Annotated in this window: 14 protein-coding genes and 2 pseudogenes; 10 read left to right on the forward strand and 6 right to left on the reverse strand. The window is 63.0% G+C overall.

The annotated features are described in order from the left end of the window. Positions 1–27 precede the first annotated feature (27 nt). Positions 28–1,761 (reverse strand): response regulator, encoded by a 1,734-nt coding sequence (locus tag PPL01S_RS20610; RefSeq protein ID WP_028626186.1) that lies wholly within the window; start codon positions 1,759–1,761, stop codon positions 28–30. Positions 1,762–1,916: 155 nt separating this feature from the next. Here PPL01S_RS20610 and PPL01S_RS20615 point away from each other — a divergent pair, with 155 nt between their 5' ends. Both PPL01S_RS20615 and potE read left to right on the forward strand, forming a co-directional pair. Next, entirely contained in the window at positions 1,917–6,026 is a 4,110-nt protein-coding gene (locus PPL01S_RS20615) for an autotransporter outer membrane beta-barrel domain-containing protein (RefSeq protein ID WP_028626185.1), read from the forward strand. A gap of 143 nt (positions 6,027–6,169) precedes the next feature. Then, entirely contained in the window at positions 6,170–7,492 is a 1,323-nt protein-coding gene (gene potE / locus PPL01S_RS20620) for a putrescine-ornithine antiporter (RefSeq protein ID WP_016391281.1), read from the forward strand. Positions 7,493–7,519: 27 nt separating this feature from the next. Here potE and PPL01S_RS25805 read toward each other — a convergent pair whose 3' ends face one another. Further along, on the reverse strand, positions 7,520–7,939 hold the full coding sequence (locus PPL01S_RS25805; RefSeq protein WP_028626184.1) for a hypothetical protein: 420 nt from the start codon (positions 7,937–7,939) through the stop codon (positions 7,520–7,522). Between the two features lie 178 nt (positions 7,940–8,117). Between PPL01S_RS25805 and PPL01S_RS20630 the strand changes: the two genes are divergently transcribed. Continuing rightward, a complete protein-coding gene (locus PPL01S_RS20630; RefSeq protein ID WP_248694088.1) occupies positions 8,118–8,441 on the forward strand; it encodes a cysteine hydrolase family protein in 324 nt (107 codons plus the stop codon). 209 nt (positions 8,442–8,650) lie between these two features. Here the strand turns inward: PPL01S_RS20630 and acnB are convergent, their stop codons facing one another. Further along, a complete protein-coding gene (gene acnB / locus PPL01S_RS20635; protein WP_042156590.1) occupies positions 8,651–11,251 on the reverse strand; it encodes a bifunctional aconitate hydratase 2/2-methylisocitrate dehydratase in 2,601 nt (866 codons plus the stop codon). Between the two features lie 534 nt (positions 11,252–11,785). Next, the gene (locus PPL01S_RS20640; RefSeq protein ID WP_028625340.1) at positions 11,786–12,883 is read right to left on the reverse strand and encodes a zinc metalloprotease; all 1,098 of its coding nucleotides are present in this window, start codon (positions 12,881–12,883) and stop codon (positions 11,786–11,788) included. Between the two features lie 178 nt (positions 12,884–13,061). Here PPL01S_RS20640 and PPL01S_RS20645 point away from each other — a divergent pair. Continuing rightward, positions 13,062–13,691: pseudogene (locus PPL01S_RS20645) on the forward strand (DUF3053 family protein); the annotation flags it as partial. A gap of 91 nt (positions 13,692–13,782) precedes the next feature. After that, the gene (locus PPL01S_RS20650) at positions 13,783–14,394 is read left to right on the forward strand and encodes a dTMP kinase (protein ID WP_016391685.1); all 612 of its coding nucleotides are present in this window, start codon (positions 13,783–13,785) and stop codon (positions 14,392–14,394) included. A 12-nt stretch (positions 14,395–14,406) separates the two neighbouring features. On the opposite strand, the pseudogene PPL01S_RS25810 reads toward PPL01S_RS20650, so the two are convergent. Then, positions 14,407–14,566 (reverse strand): annotated as a pseudogene (locus PPL01S_RS25810) (patatin-like phospholipase family protein); the annotation flags it as partial. 99 nt (positions 14,567–14,665) lie between these two features. Further along, complete coding sequence (locus PPL01S_RS26090) at positions 14,666–14,764, reverse strand: hypothetical protein (RefSeq protein WP_425976362.1); 99 nt, start codon at positions 14,762–14,764, stop codon at positions 14,666–14,668. Positions 14,765–14,906: 142 nt separating this feature from the next. Between PPL01S_RS26090 and PPL01S_RS20655 the strand changes: the two genes are divergently transcribed. The 5 genes from PPL01S_RS20655 to gcvP all read left to right on the forward strand — a co-directional run bounded on the left by PPL01S_RS20655 (position 14,907) and on the right by gcvP (position 23,349). Next, positions 14,907–16,400: a T6SS phospholipase effector Tle1-like catalytic domain-containing protein gene (locus PPL01S_RS20655; RefSeq protein WP_156042663.1), complete on the forward strand. Its 1,494-nt coding sequence runs from the start codon at positions 14,907–14,909 to the stop codon at positions 16,398–16,400. 389 nt (positions 16,401–16,789) lie between these two features. After that, a complete protein-coding gene (gene cycA / locus PPL01S_RS20660; RefSeq protein ID WP_028625338.1) occupies positions 16,790–18,214 on the forward strand; it encodes a D-serine/D-alanine/glycine transporter in 1,425 nt (474 codons plus the stop codon). Positions 18,215–18,295: 81 nt separating this feature from the next. Then, on the forward strand, positions 18,296–19,828 hold the full coding sequence (gcsR, locus tag PPL01S_RS20665; RefSeq protein WP_028625337.1) for a transcriptional regulator GcsR: 1,533 nt from the start codon (positions 18,296–18,298) through the stop codon (positions 19,826–19,828). A gap of 258 nt (positions 19,829–20,086) precedes the next feature. Further along, a complete protein-coding gene (gcvH, locus tag PPL01S_RS20670; RefSeq protein WP_028625336.1) occupies positions 20,087–20,464 on the forward strand; it encodes a glycine cleavage system protein GcvH in 378 nt (125 codons plus the stop codon). A 14-nt stretch (positions 20,465–20,478) separates the two neighbouring features. Further along, positions 20,479–23,349, forward strand: coding sequence for an aminomethyl-transferring glycine dehydrogenase (gene gcvP / locus PPL01S_RS20675; protein ID WP_028625335.1), 2,871 nt, complete (start codon positions 20,479–20,481; stop codon positions 23,347–23,349). The last annotated feature ends 8 nt before the right edge of the window (positions 23,350–23,357 follow it).

The following is a 23,357-nucleotide window of genomic DNA, read 5'->3' on the forward strand; positions in this document are numbered from 1 at the left end:
CCTCCGCGGCCATGGGACGGGTACCGTTCAGGCGTCTGACAGTGCCAGCGGCAATTCCAGTTCCATGTGCCAGGTCGACGCCATCCCCGACTGCGCAGGAATGCTCCGACCGCTGCCATGCAGGACCTGGAGCACATGTTGCAACTCGGCGAACGCCCAGCTGGCTGCCGAGTCGGTCTCGGTCGATTCGTACCAGGGGCTCAGCTCCAGGGAAAGGCACAGCCAGCCGCGGGGCAGGATGCGGGTCATCACGCGAAGGTCCAGTTGCGCAGGTAGCGGCCCTTGGCGAACCTGCTCGAACAGACAGTCCAGCAGTTTTCGGTAATGGTGGGCATCGATCCATGCACGCGCCAACGCGCGCAGGCCGGCGCCCAGGTCGAGCGTACAGTCCAGCAGTGCCAACTGGTGACGGTGGGGCGCCAGGATCTCCTCGGTGAGCGTGCCCAGTTGGTGGGCCTGGGCCTGGGTCTGCAGTTCGTGGCGTTCGACCGAGGCGAGGGCGTTTATCCGGTCCAGACTGCGGCCCATGCGGTCTATCTCGACCACCAGCGCGTCAAGCGCAGGCAGGGTGCTGTCAGCCGTGGCCGGGCGCGCCATGTGAATAGCCTCCTGCATGCGTTCCAGACCAATGCGCAATTCGTTGTTGATGGCGACCAGGCTCGAACTCTTGAGCGTGCTCTGCAACCGCGCCTGTGCGCCTTCATGGCGCAGGCTCACCAGCATCCGGTCGCGTTCGGTCAGGTCGCGCATGCCGCCGAGCATCGCCACCTGGTTGCCGCTTTCATCACGAAAGGGGGTGCACCAGGCGAACATCGACGTCGGTACGCCGGCATGTTCGATGACGGTTTCCATCACGAAGGGCTCTTCGCGCAGGATCGCTTCGCGCAGGCGGTTCTGGGCGCGCTCGCGCATCCCCGCGGGCAGCCAGCGTGCTTCGCTCAGCGTATGGCCCTGAATCTGTTCGAAGGTGGCGCCGGCATGGGCCAGGTAGCGCTGGTTGCACATCAGCAAGCGGCCTTGCAGGTCGCGGACGAACATGGGGTAGGGGGCAGAATCCAGCAGCCCGCGCAACAGCCCGTACTCACGCATCAGCGCCGGGTCCAGGGCCTCTGCCGTGGTACGTCCCGGCTCCTGGCCGGCGAACAGGCCGTGGCCGCGGGCGACCTCCAGCAGCTGGAAATGGCTGTCGACCCCCAGCTTCTGGTAGAGCCGGACCTTGTAGGTGCTGACCGTCTTGTAGCTGAGGCTCAACTGCTCGGCGATTTCCTTGCTGCTCAGCCCCTGGCTGAGCAACTGCAGGACACTCAGTTCCCGCGCCGACAACTGGGCGAGCTCGTCTTTCCCCGCCGGTGCTACCGCAGGCGTCGCCGGGTGGGTCGCAGTGCTTGGAAAGTAGCTTCGCCCATGACTGACCGCATGCAGGGCATTGCGCAGTTCCTCGATGGCTTCGGCCTTGCTGACGTAGGCATCGGCGCCTGCCTGCAATGACCGGGCGGCGTAGATCCCTGGCTCCTGGGCGCTGAACACCAGCAGCCGGACCCCTGCGTGGCTTGCGCGCAGCCTGCGCAGCAGATCCAGCCCACCCAGACGCGGCACCAGCAGCTCGACGATGACCACTTGCGGGCGCAGCAGCCGGCACTGCAACAAGGCGTCCTGGCCGTTGTCCACCTCGGCGAGCAGTTGATGGCCCAAGCGTTCGAGCAGTGCCCGCAGGCCGTCGCGAACGATGGGCTGGTTGTCCACGACCAGCACGCTGCTCATGCAGGTTCCCTCGCATCCATTCCCCGCAGCGAAGCATAGACCAGCCGAAAAGTCGGGAAACATTCCTACAACCGCATTGAAACAGTTCCGACATCGGCCACGAAGCCGCGCGCGCAAGCTGCTGGTATCACTTTTCCAGCATCCGCGAGGTTGCCATGAGCCATCATCACTCCACCCGGCGCAGTTCGCCACGATTCGAACGGACCCGTCTGGCGCAGGCATTGGGTCTGCTGTTCGCCGGCCTTTTCAGCTTGCAGCCCATCGAAGGCTGGGCCGCAGACGCAGGCACCGTTCCCCTGGCGTTTCCCGGCCTGCTGTTGGGCGCGCCGGCGCCGTTGGTGGTCAACACTGCTGACGGCATCGGCATTCTGACGACCGGGGCGCATGACGAGGCCAGCGTATTGCTTGCTGCAGCCCGCGCCACCGGCGTGCTGGCCCAGGCGGGCGGGGTCATCGGCTTCGATCAGGCTAGCGTCGCATCCAGTGCCACGACTTTCGCCAACGGCAATGGCCAGAGTGGCCTGGTGGCACGGGACTTGGGCAGGCTCAGCGGGACGGATGTCACCGTCAGCCTGGTACCCAAGGCTACCAACGGCACTGCCGTGACCGCCAGCAACCTGACCGGCGTGCGTGCCGCCGAAGGCGGCCAGGTGACGTTGCACGACGCCACGGTAACGATGGGCGGCGGCGTCAACGGTCAGACCAACCAGGGCCTGGTGGCCATTGGCAATGGCAGTAACATCGAATTTTCGGGTGGCAGCATCACGACTCAATCCAAGGGCTCGGTGGCGGCGCTTGCTCAGGACGGCGGCAGCCTGCAGCTTGGCCAGGGCACACAGATCAGTGTGACTGGCGCAGGCAGCGCAACCACGGCCAGCCACGCGCTGAAGGCCACAGGCGCCGGTAGCCGGATCGTTGCCAGCGACATCGTGGTGAACAGCAGCGCGGTCTCGGCCAGTGGCGCGCGTGCCGAGGAGGGTGGGCACATTCAGTTGCAGCGGGTCGATTTCACCAGCACCGGTGCCGCCACTGCGACCACCAGTACGTCGGTGCTGCATGCGCTGAACGGCGCGAGCATCCTGGCCGACGCCGTGCAGGCCAAGGCCACCGGCAACTACGTGGGTGGCGTGCGTGCGGATGGCAGCGGCAGCCTGGTACGCCTGAGCGACAGCAGCCTGGACATTGCCGGTGCCGGCAGCGCTGCGGCAAACAATGCCGCTGCTCGCGCCAGCAATGGCGCGGGCCTGGTCATCGAAGGCAGCCGCGTGTCCAGCCAAGGCACCTATGACCATGGCATATCGGTGGAAGGCAGCGGAACACGGGCTGATGTCAGTGGCAGCCAGATAGACGTAGGCGGTGCCCGCGCCCACGGCGTGCAGGTCAACAGCGGTGCCGACGCAGTGGTCAGCCGCAGCCGCATCAGCCTGGCCCCGGCCGGTACCGCGACAGGCCCGTGGGGGTTCGGCGTGGTGGTGGAGGGCAACGGTTCGCACCTGCGGCTCGAAGACAGCGAGGTGCTTACCTCCCAGAAAACCAGTTATGGCGTGCGCGCCCTGGCTGGCGCGCAGGTCGAACTGGAAAGCGGGCTGATCGATACCCGTGGCGATTATTCGGCAGGCCTGAGTGCAGGCAGTGCCACGGTCGTCGCGCGCAACCTCACGGTGCGCACGTCGGGCAACGACAACGCGATGGGCGTGGTCGCCGATGCCGGATCCACTGTCTCGCTGTACGGCGGTACGGTCACCACCAGCGGCAACGGCTCGCCCGTGGCCGGCAACCTCACGTTCCCTCACGCCCTGGTTTCACGCAACGAAGGCGCTCAGCTCAACGCCTTCGGCACCTCGCTGCGCACCACCGGCCAACAGGCCTACGGCGCTGCGGTGGACGACGGCGGCAGCATGCTGTTGGAAAACCTCTCGGTCAGCACCGAGGGCCAATACTCGACCGGGCTCTACGCTGGCATCGGCTCGTTGAAACCGGGTGCAGTCAGCCTGACCGGGCGCAACCTCAGCGTCAGCACCTTGGGCGACGCGGCGACGGCTGCCCTGGTCAGCCGTAACGGCCAGGCCGCTGAAGCGACGCTCGATCTGAGCGATTCGAGCCTGTCGACCTCCGGCCGGCTTTCCCATGGCCTGCAGGCGGAGGGTGGGGCACGGTTGAACGCCAGCAACACCAGCGTCGTCACCCAGGGCGAAAGTTCCCTCGGCGCGTTGGCCAACAACCGCTCCAGCGTCCAACTCGACCATGCCAGCCTCGATGCCAGCGGCGACCTGGGCCATGCCGCCGTCACCAAGAACGGTGGTCAGCTGCAAGCCAGCAGCAGTACCCTCAGTGCCTCCGGCCAGCAGGCCGCGGCGCTGTATGCCCAAGGCACCGAAGCGCTCGAAAGCGTGGCGAACATCGATGCCAGCGTGCTGCGCAACCAGTCCGGCGCCACGCTCGGCGTCGCAGGTGTGGCCACGATCAACCTCAACGACAGCACCGTCGGTGGCAGTGGCCAATGGTTGAACGTCGACCAGGCGCTGGCCAGCGACGGGTCCAGCGTGCCGGACATGGGCACCGGGCAGTGGCAGGGGGTCGGCAAGACCCTGGAAAGCCCCGGCAGGGCCAACCTCGATGTCGCAGGTTCGATCCTGTACGGCTCGGCACGCACCGCGTCGGGCAGCAGCTCGCAGGTTACCCTGCGCGACAGCAGCCTGTGGAACATGACCGGCGACTCGAACCTCAGCCAGCTAAGCAACCTGGCCAGTGTCATCGACTTCAGCGCGCCCCTGGCCGGCGGTTTCAAGACCCTCACTGTCAATAGCTACCACGGCAGCAATGGCACGATCGGGCTGAACACCTACCTGTACACCGACGGTTCCGCGTCGGACAAGGTGGTGATCGATGGCGGCAGCGCTTCTGGCAGCAGCAATCTGCTGATCACCAACGCCGGCGGCCCCGGCGCGATCACCCAGGGCAACGGTATCCTGGTGGTGGATGCGGTCAATGGCGCGGTCACCGACCGGACGGCCTTCCGCCTGTTGCAGCGGGTGGTGGCCGGCCCCTACGAGTACAGCCTGTACCGTGGCAGCCGGGATGACAGCAACGGTGAGGCCTGGTACCTGCGCTCGACCGTCGAGGCGGTACCTGACAAGCCGCAGGTGCCCGACACGCCGAAATCGCCCGACACCCCGCAGGTGCCTGATACGCCGAAATCGCCCGACACCCCGCAGATACCGGACACCCCGCAGGTTCCCGATGTGCCTCAAGGCCCGCGAGCACCCCAGGTGCCGCACTACCGTCCGGAAACCTCGCTGTACCGTGCCTTGCCGTCGATGTTGATCAATTACAGCCACGCCATGGTCGATACCTTGCATGAACGGGTCGGCGAGGAGCGCCGCCTGGACAGCGAGCCCTTGCCCTCGGCCGTCGAGGACACCTATGGCCCGAGCCTGGGCTGGGGCCGCCTGATCTATCGCAAGGGCCAGGATGACCTGGGTGAGGGTGCGCGCACGGACTACCGCATCCACGCATTCCAGGTGGGCAGCGACCTGTACCGCAATGAAGACACGGACGGCAGCACCGACCAGGCGGGGCTGTCGCTGAACGTCGGCAGGATCAGTGCCAACGTCGAGCACAATGACGGCAGCCAGGCGGGTGATGACCTGCTGCGCGCCTACGGCATCGGCGGCTACTGGACCCATTTCGGGCCAGAAGGCTGGTACCTCGACGGTGTGCTGCAGTTCAACCGCTTCGACATCAAGGCCAATTCCAACGAGCTGGCCGGGCTGAAGACTCGCGGGCGTGGTGTCACCGCGTCCCTGGAAGGCGGTTATCCGTTCCAGGTCAACCGCGACCGCGACCTGCATATCGAACCGCAAGTCCAGGTGGTGCTCAGCAAGCTCGATGTCGATGACAGCCGCGACCCGGGCGCCGAGGTACGCTTCGAGGATGTCGACTCGCTCATCGGTCGCCTGGGCGTACGGATCGACAAGGCCTGGTTGCGCCAGGATGACAAGGGCAAGATCCAGCGCACCAGCGCCTGGGTACGGCCGAGCGTCTGGCATGAGTTCAAGGGCAAGTCCAAGACCGAGTTCTCGTCTGCCAACGGCTACATCCCCTTCGGCACCGACATGAGCGGCAACTGGGGCGAACTCAACCTGGGGCTCGACTACCAGGTCGACGAGCGCACCACCATCACCGGTTCGCTGGGCGTGCAGAAGGCTTTCGGCAAGGACAGCAGAAGCCATGAAGGCATGATCGGCATCAAGGTGAAGTTCTGAAAGGCCGGCGGCAAGCCGGGCGTGGTCAGGGGGAAAGCGATTGCGCGCCAAATGATCTATACCCAAATACGGCAATCGCTCCTGACCCGTAGCAGCACGTTGCCAGGCGCACGTTCAGCACCCTTTGACGCCAGGAGTTCGCGATGGCTGAGGCAAGCAGGAAGATGAGCCTGACCGGGCTCACGACGCTGGTTACGGTGAACATGATGGGTAGCGGGATCATCCTGTTGCCCACCAGCATGGCGCAGTTGGGGGCCGTTTCGCTGTTGTCCTGGATGTTCACCGCCATCGGTTCCATGGCCATCGCCTACTGCCTGGCGCAATGCGGGGTGTTCTGCAGCCGCTCCGGTGGCTTGTCGGCCTACACCGAGGAGGCCCACGCGAAGTCTGGCTTCTTCCTGTGTTCCTACCTCTACTTCCTGTCCCTGGCCATCGCCAACGTGGCCGTCGCCATTTCCGCGGTGGGCTACATGACTGCGTTCGTGCCCTGGCTGGGCAGCGGCGCGATACCGCTGTGCATCGGCACCATCACCTTGATCTGGCTGACCACGCTGGCCAACTTCGGCGGGCCGAAGATCACTGGCAAGATCGGTGCGTTCACGGTATGGGGGGTGATCATTCCTGTTGCCGGGCTGAGCCTCTTCGGTTGGTACTGGTTCAAGCCCGAGATCCTCATGGCAGCCTGGAACCCCAACCAGTTGCCGATCTCCGAGGCGATCAGCAAGGCCATCCCGCTGACCCTGTGGGCGTTCCTCGGCATGGAGTCGGCAGCCCAGGCCACCGACGCGGTGGAAAACCCCCGGCGCAACGTGCCGCTGGCCTGCCTGTTCGGCACGCTTGGGGCTGCGGTTGTGTACGTGCTGTCCACCACGGTCATCCAGGGCATCATTCCCAATGCCGACCTTGCCAAGTCCTCGGCGCCTTTCGCATTGGTCTACGCGACGATCTTCAACCCGACCGTGGGCAGCATCGTCATGGCCCTGGCGGTGGTGGCCTGCGTTGGCTCACTGCTGGGCTGGCAGTTCACCCTGGCGCAAACCGCCAAGATGACCGCAGACCAGGACCTGTTCCTGAAACTATTCGGCAAGGTCAATTCGATGAACGCACCGGTGATCGGCATGACCGTGTGCGCCTTGCTGCAAACCGTGATGGCCTTGTCGACCATTTCACCCGATGCCGCGGCCCAGTTCGCCAGGCTGGTCAGCCTGGCGGCGGTGACCAACCTCATTCCCTATATCACGGCATTGACCGGCTTGCTGGTGATCATGCACAAGGCGGGCGTCAGCCCGGGGGTCTACACCCGCAACATGGTGGTGCTGCTGATTGCCGTCGGGTACTCGTTGTACGCGCTGCATGCCTGCGGGCTGGAGGCGGTGATGGGCGGTACCCTGGTATTGGCAATTGGCTACCTGTGCTATGGGTTCCTCGGTCAACGCTTCACGGAAGCTTCGGTACCGCGGAAATGACCTCGACGTTGGCGGCGTGAACCTCGGTCAATGCTTGTTTTTGTGATGCTTGTGCTTGCCGTGGTCGTGGTCGTGAGAATCACCGGCCATGCTATTGCCAATCGCACCGCCTGCCGCGCCGCCCAGGCCGGCGCCTACTGCGCCGCCGGTCGAGCCACCGACACTGTGGCCTATGACTTGACCACCTGCGGCGCCCAAGCCGCCCCCGATGGCTGCCTCGGTCTTCTTCCCATCCTTGGCACCCATCGCGCCGCCGGCAGCACCACCGAGGCCAGCGCCGATAGTGGCACCGGTGGAGCCACCCACGGCGTTGCCGACCACACTGCCCAAGGTACCACCAAGGCCGCCACCCACGGCAGTGTTGGTATTCTCTCCGGCGACCGCAACGCCGACGGCGGCCTGGGCGATCAAAAGGTTGAATGCAATAACGGATACTATTTTGCGCATAATCTAGTCCTCGAACTGTGTACAGAAAAATTTTGATCCAGTTTACAAGAGAGAACAACACTGAAGCCCAAGTTCAAGGGGCCCAGGTCAAAAGGGGGAGCCGAAGCTGTACCGGTCGTCGGCCAAGCGCTGCCAGGTCCAGGCACGAAAGCCCATTCGGCTCGGTGGTCTAAGATTGATGAGCCTCATGCCAGAGTCAAAGCAGGCAAACGTCAATTCAGACCTGAGAGGTAACTGCGTGGTGGATGCTTTGGGGAACTGGAGCAAGATCGCGACAGACACCACCATCGCGCGGGTCACGCAGGCCGGTGCGATCCCCACCGATACCTTCGCGATCGTCGCCGAACTGATGCAGACCTGGAACCGCCCAGAAGGCTCGCGCTTCGCTGAAATCCTCGCGGATCACGTCTGCCCCGAATACAAGTGCCTGATGGATAGCTATGGCAAAGCGCAAGCTGTGGCCAAGGATGGCCCTGAAACGCATCTCGACAAGTACCGGTAATCTGTCCCCAGGACTCACTGAACGGGTTGACTGCGCCGTACTTGTGGGGGCCGGCTTGCCGGCGATAGGGCCCTGACAGGTCAACAGGTCTGTGCCCACCCCAGCCTCATCGCCGGCAAGCCGGCTCCCACGCCGACCGCACAGGGCCCGAAATAGCCATGAAAAAGCCCCGGCATTTCTGCCGGGGCTTTTTTACAGCTTGCTGGCAATTACGCCTGGACCACCGGGATCCTGGCGTTGGCAGCCACTTCACGGTACTCGGCGATCTGATCGAAGCTCAGGTAGCGGTAGACGTCGGCAGCCATGCTGTCGATGTCCTTGGCGTACTGCATGTACTCCTCGACCGTCGGCAGCTTGCCGATGATCGAAGCGACCGAGGCCAGTTCGGCCGATGCCAGGTACACGTTGGTAGCATCGCCCAAGCGGTTCGGGAAGTTGCGGGTCGAGGTGGAGACCACGGTCGAACCGGTCTGCACACGTGCCTGGTTACCCATGCACAGCGAACAGCCTGGCATTTCCATGCGCGCACCGGCCTTGTCGAAGATGCCGTAGTAGCCTTCCTCGGTCAGCTGGTGGGCGTCCATCTTGGTCGGCGGGGCCAGCCACAGACGGGTCGGAATGCCGCCCTCGACCTTGTCCAGCAGCTTGCCGGCGGCGCGGAAGTGACCGATGTTGGTCATGCACGAACCGATGAACACTTCGTCGATGCTCTGGCCCTGGACGGTCGACAGCAAACGGGCGTCATCCGGGTCGTTCGGCGCGCAGAGCACAGGCTCCTTGATCTCGGCCAGGTCGATCTCGATGATTTCGGCGTATTCGGCATCGGCGTCGGCCGACAGCAGCTCAGGCTTGGCCAGCCAGGCCTCCATGGCCTGGGCGCGGCGCTCCAGGGTACGCGCATCGCCGTAGCCTTCGCCGATCATCCAGCGCAGCAGGGTGATGTTCGAACGCAGGTACTCGGCGATGGCCTTCTCTGGCAGCTTGATGGTGCAACCGGCAGCGGAACGTTCGGCCGAAGCGTCGGACAGTTCGAACGCTTGCTCGACGCTCAGGTCATCCAGGCCTTCGATCTCCAGGATGCGGCCGGAGAAGGCGTTCTTCTTGCCTTTCTTCTCGACGGTCAGCAAGCCTTGCTGGATGGCGTAGTACGGGATGGCATGGACCAGGTCACGCAGGGTGATGCCAGGCTGCAGCTTGCCCTTGAAACGCACCAGCACCGACTCAGGCATGTCCAGCGGCATGACGCCGGTGGCGGCAGCGAAGGCCACCAGGCCGGAACCGGCCGGGAACGAAATGCCGATCGGGAAGCGGGTGTGCGAGTCGCCACCGGTGCCGACGGTGTCCGGCAGCAGCATGCGGTTCAGCCAGCTGTGGATGATGCCGTCGCCAACGTTCAAGGAGACACCACCGCGGGTGCGCATGAAGTCCGGCAGGGTGTGATGGGTTTTCACATCCACAGGCTTCGGATAGGCCGCAGTGTGGCAGAACGACTGCATCACCAGGTCGGCGGCGAAGCCCAGGCACGCCAGGTCTTTGAGCTCGTCGCGGGTCATCGGGCCAGTGGTGTCCTGGGAGCCGACGGTGGTCATCTTCGGTTCGCAGTAGGTGCCCGGACGGATACCGGCCACGCCACACGCCTTGCCGACCATTTTCTGCGCCAGGGTAAAGCCCTTGGTGGCTTGTACCGGTGCTTCAGGCTGCTGGAACAGGTCCGAAGGCGCCAGGCCCAGTTCGGCTCGCGCCTTGGCGGTCAGGCCACGGCCGATGATCAGCGCAATACGGCCACCGGCGCGCACTTCGTCCAGCAGCACCGGCGTCTTCAGCTCGAAGCGGGTGATGACGTCTTCGCTGCCGTGTTTGCAGACTTTGCCGGCATGCGGGTAGACGTCGATCACATCACCCATGTGCAGGTTCGAGACGTCGAACTCGATGGGCAGGGCACCTGCGTCTTCCATGGTGTTGTAGAAAATCGGCGCGATCTTGTTGCCGAAGCAGAAGCCACCGGCGCGCTTGTTCGGCACGTTCGGGATGTCGTCGCCGAAGAACCACAGCACCGAGTTGGTGGCGGATTTGCGCGAGGAACCGGTACCGACCACGTCACCGACGTAGGCGACCGGGAAGCCCTTGGCCTTGACCGCTTCGATCTGGGCCAGCGGGCCGACCGAACCTGGCTGCCGGGGCTCGATGCCGTCGCGGGCCATTTTCAGCATGGCCAGGGCGTGCAGCGGGATGTCAGGGCGCGACCAGGCGTCCGGGGCAGGGGACAGGTCGTCGGTGTTGGTTTCGCCAGGCACCTTGAATACGGTCAGGGTGTACTTGTCGGCGATGGCCGGGCGCGAGGTGAACCACTCGCCGGCAGCCCACGAGTCCAGCACGGCCTTGGCGTGGACGTTGCCCGCCTTGGCTTTTTCGGCCACATCGTGGAAGGCGTCGAACATCAGCAGGGTGTGCTTGAGCTGTTGCGCCGCGACGGCGCCCAGTTCGGCGTCATCCAGCAGCGCGACCAGCGTCTCGATGTTGTAGCCACCTTGCATGGTGCCCAGCAGCTCGGCAGCGTGCTTGCGGTCGATCAGCGGCGACTGGGTCTCGCCCTTGGCCACGGCGGACAGGAAGGCGGCCTTGACGTAGGCAGCTTCGTCCACGCCTGGCGGAACGCGGTTGGTGATCAGGTCTACGAGGAAGGCTTCTTCGCCGGCCGGCGGGTTTTTCAGCAGCTCGACCAGGCCTGCGGTTTGTTCGGCGCTCAGCGCGAGGGGCGGCAGGCCTTCCTCGGCGCGCTCTTGGACGTGACGTTCATAGGCTTGGAGCACGGCAATCTCCTGCGGGTAGTGCGCGGTCTTGGGCACGCGAGGTGAGGTAGCGGAGGTCCGTTACCTGGATAAAACAGGCGCAAGGTCTCGGCTTCCGAGGGTGACCACCCGTGGCTACACCGAACACACCTTGCTCCTGAAAACCTTGTTGAATGATCGATTGTCGACACATTCACGCAATGAGGCGAAATCTATAAGGAAATATTGCTAAGCGCAATAGGATTGTTGACACATTCCAAGGCATCGCCCCCGCCGGCAAGGCGCAGCTTTCCATTGGCAAAAGGGCGTCGGCCGACCGCAGACGGGTGCCGAAACAGGCGCTGGGTCCAAGGCTCTGTGGATGAGGTACTTCAGGGTAAGAGGAAATGTCTGACTGTTCGAATGGGCAGGTATTCGATCAATTGCGCGTTCCGGCCAGCCTGGATTGCAATCTCACAGGGGAGCGGCGCGGGATCTTAGAGGGTTTCTGGAAGACGGAAGGCTCGCAGAGGGCTATCAAACTAGAGGCGGTTCAGTGTAGTGGGGGCCGCGTGCTCAGATATACATCACCGTCAACTTTCCCGACTGGCCTGGATAATACAGGCGAACCCTGACAATGTACTTTCTCCCTTTGAAGAGCTTGTAGCTGATCGCAGCATTTCGATCCTCGCCACTATCATCGTCTCCAGCCAGGTATCTGGGGTCGCCTCCGATGTCTTCGAACAGGACAAGCAGCGAGTCGGAAGCGCCCTTGGTCTCGATACGGTAACGCCTGGATTCGGCAGGTACGATCATGTAATCGATCTGCTTGCCGGCGGCCAGGGCAACGGTCAATGGCTCGGCGCATTCGAGTTGTTTCAACGCGGCCGACAATGGCGGATACCAGTTGCGCGCCCATTCCTTGTCTGCGTTGGAGAGTACGCCAGGCGGAAACAGACCATGGACATCGTAGTGTTGCGGTTCGTCGATCAGGCCGGGTTGAAACTCGTATTCCATGATCGAGTCAGGGTCCCAGGCAGAGCCATTGACCTGCTGCGGCGTCAACTTTTCCAATATGTTGTGATACGTCGTAGCACGGTCCCAATGATTGGGTGGACCTGCCAACGCTTCATACACGGCCTGTTCATGCCATGTGATTCCGGCAAAGGGATTCTGATGCTCATGCTCCATGCCAATGACATGCCCGATCTCGTGAAGCGCAGTACTGCGCCCGTAAGGTGTGGTGAGGTCCCACCCATAAACTGTTGTCGGCTCGGTCAGGGGCACATGCAGGACATCGCGTCCGACTGCAGAGGCAGAGGCCCCGTCGGCAGTCGAGTAACCAATGCGGACTTCGGCTTCGCTCAGTTGCTTGACCTCCTTGAACTCAAGACCTATGCCGATGGCTTTCCATTTCTTGAACGCATCGCGAATAGCATCCGCTTGGGCTTTAGGAACCGCATATCGGGACCCTTTGCCAAAGAAACAATAGTGAAGCACCGTGCCGTTCGCCCATTTGCTGGACGTCCTCAGAATGGCAGAGGCCCGGCGCGGATCCACCGTCACGGAGGGGGAGAGTTGCCGTACCGGTCGAGGCAAGTTGTGGCAGAGTGGTTTGCACGTGCTCTGCAGGTTCTTCGGGCCGGATGAGGTGGTTTTTTTTGCGCGGGCCATGCAAGTTTCCTTGCCGAGAGTGACGACACTTTTGAGTAGATCTATAGACGGCCTGAAAGTGAAGTGTTCGACATTATTGCTATAGCCGTCATGACTGAATGGTTGGATCCACTGGCATTGAGCACTATCCTTCTTCCGCCACGCCGCGCTCTGTGGCGGTTGGCGCCTACTTTACCCTCAGGAGATTCACCGACATGAACGTCTCAGCGAATTCCTGCAGACCCGTATCGTCGACAAGCCAGGCGTCCACGTGCCCAAGCTGACCACCGACCAGACGCAAGCGTTCGGCCCCTACAGCGATCACTATGCGGTCATCACTGACTTCAATGGCGCCATGGATACCGCCGTGAAGCCCTTGGGCAACCTGCTGCAAAAAGGCGCGATCCGCTCGCTGAACGATGTCACCGCCCGCCGGGACGACATCAAGGCGGTGCAGACCGGCCTGAACGACATGGGCAGCCAGCTGCAGGAGCAGAAGGCCAAGGCCGACACCGCGCACGCCCAGCTCAAGCAGCCGGAAGACCTCAAGGTCGTCTACGACAAGGCCTTCGAACGCACTGTCAGCGTGCCGGCCGATACCTTCCTGGAAGTGCTGCCGCAGATCAACGGCACCCTCGACAGCAGCCTGAAGATCGCCGACTACGTGGACGCCAACAAGGCCAAGATCGAAATCAACGGACCGATCGTCAAAGTGTCGGATCCCAAGGTTCAGGCTGAGCTCAATGCTATGCTGGCGGACCTGAACACCCAGGCCAAGACTGTCCAGCAGGCGCAGACGCGACTGCAAACAGTCATGCTCGGGCGCTAACGCCGCACCAGCAGAAGCGGGTGGTCCGGTATCTCGGTCAGCCCGCTTCCCCGCAAACGCTGGTTTCCCAGTCTCAATCGCATGTTGAAGAATGACTCGTCCGCTGTTTATTTCGTTCGACGGGCCCAAGGGCACCGGCAAGACCACGCTTTTGGAAGCCGTTACGGCAGCGCTGAGGGCGGACAACAAGAAGGTGATCCGGCTTTGCGAGAAGAAAAGCGATCCCTTCAGGGGTGAAACCATGGCCCTGGTCAATCAACTCGTCAGGCATCCCAGCCCGGATCTGGAGCTGGAGGTTTGCCAGCGATTTGCCGATAGCCGCACCTGGATTTCCCAGCACGTGCTGACCAGGCAGCCAGCCGACAGCATCATCCTGATCGACCGCTGGTACCCCTCCGATGCCGCATTTCGCCGCATGCTCCCGTTTGCCGAGATCCTGCAGTTGAACATCGATCGAAACGTGCAAGTGCCGGACCTGCATGTCGGGGTTGTCACCGACCCGGCTATTTCGTGGGCGAGGGCGGCGGCACGACCGCGTGGGCTGAGCAGTACGGTAATGTTCAAGCTGGAAGAACAAGTCGCCAGTACCCAGGCGTTCGAGCGAGCGGCCGCTGATCATGGTTGGGTACTATGCAGAAATGAAGGATCGATTGAACAAGCTACGATGCAGATTGTTTCCGCGATCTACAGCGTCCTTCGCTGAACGCGCCATCCTTCAGTGCTCATGGGCGTGAGCGTGAACGGTGAGGGCACCCGGGACCTTGGTTCGCCAGCCATCAGAGCGTCTGCTCGTACGCACGTGCCAGCAGCGAGTCGGTCTGGTCGAAATCGAACACCGAGACGTCCACCGGGCACAGGGGTGGAACGATGTGCAGCGGCAGTTGCGCATCCTCGATGCGATGAATTGGCAGCGCCTGGCCGAGCTGTCGACTGAGTGTCGGTCGCGCTGCAGCGCTATCTGTTCAACATCCGCACTAGGCGCTGGTGCTCCCGGTGGATAACAGTGCAATCGGATCTGTCCGGCTGCCGGGGGCGAAAGCCCATCGTTTTCCATCCGGGCTCACGCACCGCACGCAGTGACCGAGCTCATCGCCATCAGATGGCTGAAGACAATGCCAGCCATGGGCCGGGCAACGGGCCGACCATTAGGTTCGAGTAAAGTATGTCGTTTTGATATCATGGCGAGGTCAAGGAAAACCAACGCCTAGGAAAGCAATGCAACGCAAACGTCGTTCTCAGTTGTCAAACCTAGTCCTGTTGGCTGGGATTCTCACCGCCAGCGGGTGCACCGGCTTGTTTTCGGGGGGCGCATCCATACCCGTGGGGCCCAGCGATCACAAGCTGATCGAGGATGCCCAGTACCAGGTATTTGCTCCCAATATCTTTCATCAGGATCAACCCGATCGACCGCCGATAGTCCTCGGTTATGCCTTTGATGGCACCCTCAACGATCAACAGCGCATTCCTGAGGGAGAACGCCAGACTATCGTTTCCTACATTGCCGAGAGAGTGCCGGGGATGCACTACTATCCCGGTGTGGGTATGCAGGGCAAGCGCATTGATGCTTTCGACGCGGCGCTGGGGCGCTCGATGGTCAGCACTGCCGAACGTGCAAGCAAGACGTTGTTTGCGCAGATCGATCAGGTGCTGCAAGTAGAGCCGAACAGCGAGATCAGGGTGTTCGTGACAGGGTTCAGTCGTGGGGCGGCAAGCGCCCGTCACTTCATGAACATCGTGGACGAGCAATGGCGTGAAAGGCAGCGCAAGCAAGGCGCAAGCCATGCCTCGTTGCGATTCTACGCCTTGCTGTATGACAGCGTATCCACGGGCCCCTACAGCGGCGTGCGACTGGGCTTGCCTGGCACCGTCAACTACTCGCTGCATTTTGTAGCCCGTGACGAGGCACGGCCGCTTTTCCCGGTCGACATCGACATGCCGACGGCGCGCGAGGCAATGGCGGACGCTTTTGTGCCCCGGATCAACACGCTGTACCTGCCAGGTGCCCATTCGGATGTGGGAGCGTCCTATGCCGTAGGTCTGGGTGACAATTACCGCATGTTGACCGATGAGACCTTGTTCGCCTTGGGTCTGATCAAGGAAAACTGTTTCGAGAACACCAGAGACTCCACCCTCGACGGCAAGCACGACTCCCGTGGAGTGCTCGACAAGCTGCTGGGTGCGCCGGTGGCTGGCAGGGTGGCCCGAATCGACCGGCCGAGCCGTGCCGCGATACCCGCACCGCTTGACGATGCGGAATATGCCGATATCCAGGAGAGTCTCGAACGGCTGGCTGCTGCCAATGCGAACCGTCTGACCATGCGCTTGACTGTTGATTCAACGACACTCGGCTTCACCGCTCGCCGCAAGGGCGAGTCATTGTCATTGCTGGGCGTATCGAATTTGCTCGACCCATCGGTGACTCAACTGGTGTCCGATGATGCGGGTCACGTCAAGTTCGAGTATGGCTATCGCATGCTGAAGACGCCGACGGCCAATGTACTGCCGTTGTCGCGCAAGGTTGTGGAGCGTATTCAAGTGAGCGGGTCTGCGGTGGATGTGACGTTGTCCCACATTCCGCAAGGCTTGAGGTTCAACATCTTCGTCGACGGCATTTGGGTAGATCACGTCGATCACAAGGTGCTTGGCAGTACTCCGGTAAATCCATTGGTACGCTGTGAAACGCCGGACGAACGCGTGGGCAAGATGTGACGATCTGATCGTCAATGTCAGCGCATCACGGCAAGACGCAAAGGGTGCGTCTTTACGTGATGCACCAAGCTGTCGGGGGGGGGACGAACCCGCCCTGGTCGGACACAAACCGCTCCACTGGATCGATATCGATACACTGCGTGCAAGCCTAGCAATCATGGGCTTTCACGCCGTCGTAGCCCCTGAACGGGCCGGGTTCGTGGAGTGACTACGTTCCAGTCAAAACAGCGTCAAATTGATAACCCCCCCCGATTTCAGCGGTGTTGCCTGCCTGGCACATTGCTTGCTCCGTCCCTTGGGTCTCGCTGGGTTGGCAAGTCTCCCTGTCCAGTTCAGGCGGGTGAACTTGCGAAGTTATAAAAACAATTAAACCTCCAAGGGAATACACGATGACTGACTCCACTAGGGGTCGCCGTCCACCGGATGGCGAAGAGCCCGAACTCAAGCGCAGTCTTTCCAACCGCCACATCCAATTGATCGCCATCGGTGGTGCCATCGGCACTGGCCTGTTCATGGGTTCAGGCAAGACCATCAGTCTGGCCGGGCCGTCCATCATCTTCGTCTACATGATCATCGGCTTCATGCTGTTCTTCGTCATGCGGGCGATGGGCGAGCTGTTGCTGTCGAATCTGAAGTACAAGTCCTTCATCGATTTCTCGGCCGACCTGTTGGGGCCCTGGGCAGGGTTCTTCACTGGCTGGACCTACTGGTTCTGCTGGATCGTAACCGGTATTGCCGATGTGATTGCCATCTCCGCCTATTCGCAGTTCTGGTTCCCTGACATACCGTTGTGGTTGCCGGCACTGGCCTGTGTCGCGCTGTTGTTGTCGCTCAACCTGCTCACGGTGAAACTGTTCGGCGAACTGGAGTTCTGGTTCGCCATGATCAAGATCGTCGCCATCTGTGCCTTGATCTGTACCGGCATGTACATGGTGGCCGCGGCGTATCAGTCGCCGGTCGGCCATGCCGCGTCGCTGGCCAACCTGTGGAACGACCAAGGGATGTTCCCCCATGGCGCCATGGGCTTCTTCGCCGGCTTCCAGATTGCGGTGTTCGCATTCGTCGGCATCGAGCTGGTGGGCACCACCGCGGCTGAAACCAAGAACCCGGAACGCAACCTGCCGCGGGCCATCAACTCCATTCCCGTGCGCATCATCGTCTTCTACGTACTGGCGCTGATCGCCATCATGGTCGTGACACCCTGGCGTGATGTGGTGGCCAACAAGAGCCCCTTCGTCGAACTGTTCATGCTGGCCGGCCTGCCAGCGGCAGCGGGGGTCATCAACTTCGTGGTGCTGACCTCGGCCGCGTCTTCGGCCAACAGCGGCGTTTTCTCGACCAGCCGGATGCTCTACGGCCTGGCGATGGAGGGTGATGCACCTGGCAAGTTCGGCACGCTGTCCAGCCGCGCCGTCCCCTCCAATGGCCTGATCTTCTCCTGTGTTTGCCTGGCAGCGGGCGCGCTGGTCATCTACCTGATGCCGAACATGCTCGACGCCTTCACCTTGATCACCACGGTGTCGGCCATCCTGTTCATGTTCGTCTGGTCGATGATCCTGCTGTCGTACCTGACCTACCGCAAGCAGCGCGCGCAACTGCACCGCGCTTCGACCTACAAGATGCCAGGCGGCACGCTGATGTGCTGGGTCTGCCTGGCGTTCTTCGCCTTCATTCTTGGCTTGCTGGCGCTGGAAGCCGATACGCGCCTGGCGCTGTACCTGGTGCCGGTGTGGTTTGCCGTGCTAGGCCTGTCCTACCGCTCCATCCGCCAGAAGAAACAGGGGAACGTGCAGTTGTCGCTCGAAGCGGATTGATCGCCACATTCACGTCTTGCACAGGGGGACGGCGCAATGTGCGCCGGCCCCCTGTGGTCGTTTGCGAAGCAGGGAGCCTTGATGAGAATCCACGTAAACTTCATCGACCGCGTCGGTATCACCCAGGAAATCCTGGCACTGCTGGGGTCGCGCAACCTCAACCTGGACGCGGTTGAAATGATTCCGCCGAACGTCTACATCGATGCCCCGACGCTGTCGCCGATCGTGCTCGACGAGCTCCACGATGCACTGTTGCGGGTGGTCGGCGTGCAGGCGGTCGAGCTGGTCGACTTCCTGCCCGGGCATCGCCGGCGCCTGCAGTTGGAGGCGCTGCTGGCGGCCATGGGCGACCCGGTGCTGGCGGTGGACCCTGGTGGCCATGTGCTGCTGGCCAACCCCACCCTGGTCAGCCTGCTCGGCCGTGAGCCTGCCGGTGAACCGCTGTCGCGCCTGTTCGCCGAGGTGGATCTGGCGCAGACCTTGATCGACAAAGGCTTTCGCCTGCCCATGTGCGAGGTCAGCCTGCAGGGCCAGACATTGTTGCTGGAAGCCACGCCCATCAGCGGCGGGGCGGATGCCCTGGTGGGTGGCCTGCTGACCCTCTACCCGCCAAGCCGCATGGGCGAGCGCCTTGCGTCGTTGCTGCATGACCATACCGACGGACTGCAGGCGCTGCTGGGGGATTCGACGGCACTCAAGGAGCTCAAGGTGCGCCTGCAGAAAGTGGCAAGCCTTGAGGCACCGCTGCTGATCCAGGGCGAGACCGGTACCGGCAAGGAACTGGTGGCCCGTGCCTGCCATGCGCTCAGTGCCAGGCGCGATGCGTCGTTCCTGGCGCTCAATTGCGCAGCGTTGCCAGAGAGCCTGGCCGAGAGCGAACTGTTTGGCTATGCCGCCGGCGCCTTCACCGGTGCCCAGCGCGGTGGCAAGCCGGGCCTGCTGGAGCTGGCCGATGGCGGTACGGTGTTTCTCGATGAAGTGGGCGAGATGTCACCTTACCTGCAGGCCAAGCTGTTGCGCTTTCTCAATGACGGCAGTTTTCGCCGGGTCGGTGGCGGCGGCGAGGTGCGGGTGAATGTGCGGGTGGTGTGCGCCACCCACCGCAACCTGGAAGACATGGTGGTCGACGCCAGCTTCCGCGAGGACCTCTACTACCGCCTCAACGTGCTCAACGTGAAGGTGCCGCCCCTGCGCGAGCGCGGCAAGGACATCCTGCTGCTGGCCGAGCACTTCCTGCGCCAGGCCTGTGCGCAGATACAACGCTCGCCTTGCCGGCTGGCGCTGGCCACCCATCCGCTGCTGCTGGGCAATCGCTGGGCGGGCAACGTGCGGCAGCTGCAGAACGTGATCTTCCGCGCGGCGGCCATCAGCGAAGGGGAGGTGATCGACTGCGACGACCTGGAGCTGGCCGGCACTGCCTTGAACAGCCAGCAGTCCGAGGCACAAGAGATCGTCAGCCTGGAGGCGGCGGTGCAGGGGTTCGAAAAGTCCCTGCTGGAAAAACTGTATGCGTCTTACCCCTCGACCCGTCAATTGGCCCTGCGACTGCAGACTTCGCACACGGCCATTGGCCAACGCTTGCGCAAATACGGCATTGCCAACCGGGCCACCTAGGCGGCCTGGTGTCAATACGTTCCACTGGAGTGATCGTGCTCCAGTCGGGCGTGCTCCGCGCGTCCATTGGCTTGCCCCGTCGGGGCTGGCAGCCGGGAAGCTGCAGTGGAGCGGATTCGCTCCGGCCCGGCGACATGGGATGGAGCGAAAAAACTCTAACGTATTGATATATTTGGGTTTTATTGACTTGGCATCGCCCTTGCTCTGTATCAGTCAGTCCTGCACCAGGACCCACCTGATAACAAGAGAGGAAGATCCATGAGCACACTGCGTTTTACGCCCGAACACGAATGGCTGCGTCTGGAAGCGACCGGGGAACTGACCGTGGGCATCACCAGTTATGCGCAGGAAGCCCTCGGTGACGTGGTCTTCGTGCAACTCCCCGAACTGGGTCAGTACGGGGAGGGCCAGGAAGTGGCCGTGCTGGAGTCAGTGAAGGCCGCCAGCAATATCACCATGCCGCTGCACGGCCAGGTAGTGGCGGTCAACCAGGCCTTGGCCGACGACCCGGAACTGATCAACAGCTCGCCGATGCAGGAGGGCTGGTTCTTTCGCATCCAGGTGGCAGACCCTGCCGACCTCGACATCTTGATGGATCAGGAAGGCTACGACCGCTTCCTGGCCGACAACGCCTGAGCCAGGGTGCTGCCATGACCACCGCATCCATCCCGCTGGGCACCGACAACGAATTCATCGCCCGCCATATCGGCCCACGCCAGGGCGATATCGACGCCATGCTGGCGCTCGTCGGCCATGATTCCCTCCAAGCCCTGATCGACAGCGTCATCCCTGACAGCATCAAGGGCAGCAGCGTGCTCGAGCAGTCCAAAGGGCAGGGCGAGGCAGAGGCCCTGGCTGCATTGAAGGCCATCGCTGCGAAAAACCAGCTGTTTACCAACCACATCGGCCAGGGCTATTACCCGTGCCACACCCCGACGCCGATCCTGCGCAACCTGCTGGAGAACCCCGCCTGGTACACGGCCTACACCCCTTATCAAGCGGAAATTTCCCAGGGCCGCCTTGAAGCGTTGCTGAACTTCCAGACCCTGGTCAGCGACCTCACCGGCATGCCAATCGCCAACGCCTCGTTGCTCGACGAAGCCACCGCCGCCGCCGAGGCCATGACCTTCTGCAAGCGCCTGGCGAAGAACAAGGCGCCGGCATTCTTCGCTTCCTGTCATTGCCACCCGCAAACCCTCGATGTATTACGCACCCGAGCCCAGCCGCTGGGCATCGAAGTGGTGGTCGGTGATGAAGCCGCATTGGAAAACCAGGCGCTGGACGGATACTTCGGCCTGCTGCTGCAGTACCCGGCCAGCACCGGCGCCATTACCGACCACAACGCTCTGGTGCAACGCGCCCATGCCGCTGGCGCCCTGGTGGCCGTAGCCGCCGACCTGCTGGCTCTGACCTTGCTGACCCCGCCGGGCGAGTTCGGTGCCGACATGGTGCTGGGCAGCGCCCAGCGCTTCGGTGTGCCGCTGGGCTTCGGCGGGCCGCACGCGGCGTTTTTTGCCACGCGCGATGCATTCAAGCGCGACATGCCCGGGCGCCTGGTCGGCATCTCCGTCGACCGCTTCGGCAAGCCTGCCCTGCGTCTGGCCATGCAGACCCGCGAGCAACACATCCGTCGCGAGAAGGCCACCAGCAACATCTGCACCGCGCAAGTGCTGCTGGCCAACATCGCCAGCATGTACGCGGTCTACCACGGCCCCGAGGGCCTGGTGCAGATCGCCCGGCGCGTGCATCGGCTGACCGCGATCCTGGTGCTAGGGCTGAAACAGCTAGGGCACAAGGTCGAGCAGGTGCACTTCTTCGACACCGTCAGCGTGGTCACGGCCAGGCCTGTGGCCGATGTGCTGGCTGCCGCCAGCGCGGCGCGCCTGAACCTGCGCCCGATCAACGAACTGCGGGTGGGGATGTCGCTGGATGAAACCTGTGAACAGGCCAGTGTAGAGGCCCTGTGGCAGGTCTTTGCCGAAGCGGGCCAAGCGCTTCCGGACTTCGCCGCCCTGGCCGCAGGCAGTGGCGATTGCTTGCCCGTACCGCTGCTGCGCGCAAGCCCGTTCCTGCAGCATCCGGTGTTCAACCGCTACCACTGCGAAACCGAACTCATGCGCTACCTGCGCCGCCTGGCCGACAAGGACCTGGCCCTGGACCGCAGCATGATCGCGCTGGGCTCGTGCACCATGAAGCTCAACGCCGCCAGTGAAATGATCCCGATCACCTGGCCCGAGTTCGGCGCCCTGCATCCGTTCGCCCCGGCCGAGCAGACCTTGGGCTACCGCCAGTTGACCGATGAACTGGAGGCCATGCTCTGTGCAGCCACCGGCTATGACGCCATGTCCCTGCAGCCCAATGCCGGTTCCCAGGGCGAGTACGCCGGCCTGCTGGCCATTCGCGCCTATCACGCCAGCCGCGGCGAGGCGGAGCGCGATGTGTGCCTGATTCCTTCGTCGGCCCACGGTACCAACCCGGCCACGGCGCAGATGGCCGGCATGCGGGTGGTGGTGGTCGACTGCGACGCGCGTGGCAACGTCGATGTCGCCGACCTGCAGCGCAAGGCGACGCAGCACAAGGACCAACTGGCGGCGCTGATGATCACCTACCCCTCGACCCATGGGGTGTTCGAGGATGCCATCACCCGCATCTGCGACATCATTCACGAGCACGGCGGCCAGGTGTACCTGGATGGCGCCAACATGAATGCCATGGTCGGCCTGTGCGCCCCTGGCAAGTTCGGCGGCGACGTGTCGCACCTGAACCTGCACAAGACCTTCTGCATCCCCCACGGTGGCGGCGGCCCAGGCGTCGGCCCGATCGGCGTCAAGGCGCACCTGGCGCCGTTCCTGCCAGGCCATGGCCACCTGCCGAACCCGCAGGGCGCGGTCAGTGCGGCGCCTTATGGCAGTGCCAGCATCCTGCCGATTACCTGGATGTACATCCGCATGATGGGCGGGGAAGGGCTCAAGCGCGCCTCCCAGCTGGCGATCCTCAATGCCAACTACATCGCCCGGCGCCTGGAGGAACACTACCCGGTGCTGTACACCGGCGAGAACGGCCTGGTGGCCCACGAGTGCATCCTCGACCTGCGTCCACTCAAGGACACCAGCGGCATCAGCGTCGAGGACGTGGCCAAGCGCCTGATCGACTTCGGCTTCCACGCCCCGACCATGTCCTTCCCGGTGGCTGGCACGCTGATGGTCGAGCCGACCGAGAGTGAATCCAGGGAAGAACTGGACCGTTTCTGCGCCGCGATGATCTGCATCCGCGAGGAAATACGCGCGATGGAAAACGCCACCCTCGACCCGCTCGACAACCCGCTGAAGAACGCCCCGCATACCGCCCGCGAACTGGTCGGTGAATGGCCGCATCGCTATGCCAGGGAGCTGGCGGCATACCCGCTGGCCGAGCTGCGCGACGGCAAGTACTGGCCGCCGGTGGGGCGCGTGGACAACGTCTACGGTGACCGCAACCTGGCCTGTGCCTGCCCGCCGCTGTCGAGCTATCAAGACGCCTGATCCTGTTG

It is taken from the genome of Pseudomonas plecoglossicida NBRC 103162 = DSM 15088, from assembly GCF_000730665.1.
Classification (GTDB): Bacteria; Pseudomonadota; Gammaproteobacteria; order Pseudomonadales; family Pseudomonadaceae; genus Aquipseudomonas; species Aquipseudomonas plecoglossicida.

Coding starts and splice junctions, on each gene's coding strand:
- PPL01S_RS20610 (WP_028626186.1), bottom strand. CDS start 1,761: ATGAGCAGCGTGCTGGTCGTGGACAACCAGCCCATCGTTCGCGACGGC.
- PPL01S_RS20615 (WP_028626185.1), top strand. CDS start 1,917: ATGAGCCATCATCACTCCACCCGGCGCAGTTCGCCACGATTCGAACGG.
- potE (WP_016391281.1), top strand. CDS start 6,170: ATGGCTGAGGCAAGCAGGAAGATGAGCCTGACCGGGCTCACGACGCTG.
- PPL01S_RS25805 (WP_028626184.1), bottom strand. CDS start 7,939: ATGCGCAAAATAGTATCCGTTATTGCATTCAACCTTTTGATCGCCCAG.
- PPL01S_RS20630 (WP_248694088.1), top strand. CDS start 8,118: ATGAGCCTCATGCCAGAGTCAAAGCAGGCAAACGTCAATTCAGACCTG.
- PPL01S_RS20640 (WP_028625340.1), bottom strand. CDS start 12,883: ATGGCCCGCGCAAAAAAAACCACCTCATCCGGCCCGAAGAACCTGCAG.
- PPL01S_RS20650 (WP_016391685.1), top strand. CDS start 13,783: ATGACTCGTCCGCTGTTTATTTCGTTCGACGGGCCCAAGGGCACCGGC.
- PPL01S_RS20655 (WP_156042663.1), top strand. CDS start 14,907: ATGCAACGCAAACGTCGTTCTCAGTTGTCAAACCTAGTCCTGTTGGCT.
- cycA (WP_028625338.1), top strand. CDS start 16,790: ATGACTGACTCCACTAGGGGTCGCCGTCCACCGGATGGCGAAGAGCCC.
- gcsR (WP_028625337.1), top strand. CDS start 18,296: ATGAGAATCCACGTAAACTTCATCGACCGCGTCGGTATCACCCAGGAA.
- gcvH (WP_028625336.1), top strand. CDS start 20,087: ATGAGCACACTGCGTTTTACGCCCGAACACGAATGGCTGCGTCTGGAA.
- gcvP (WP_028625335.1), top strand. CDS start 20,479: ATGACCACCGCATCCATCCCGCTGGGCACCGACAACGAATTCATCGCC.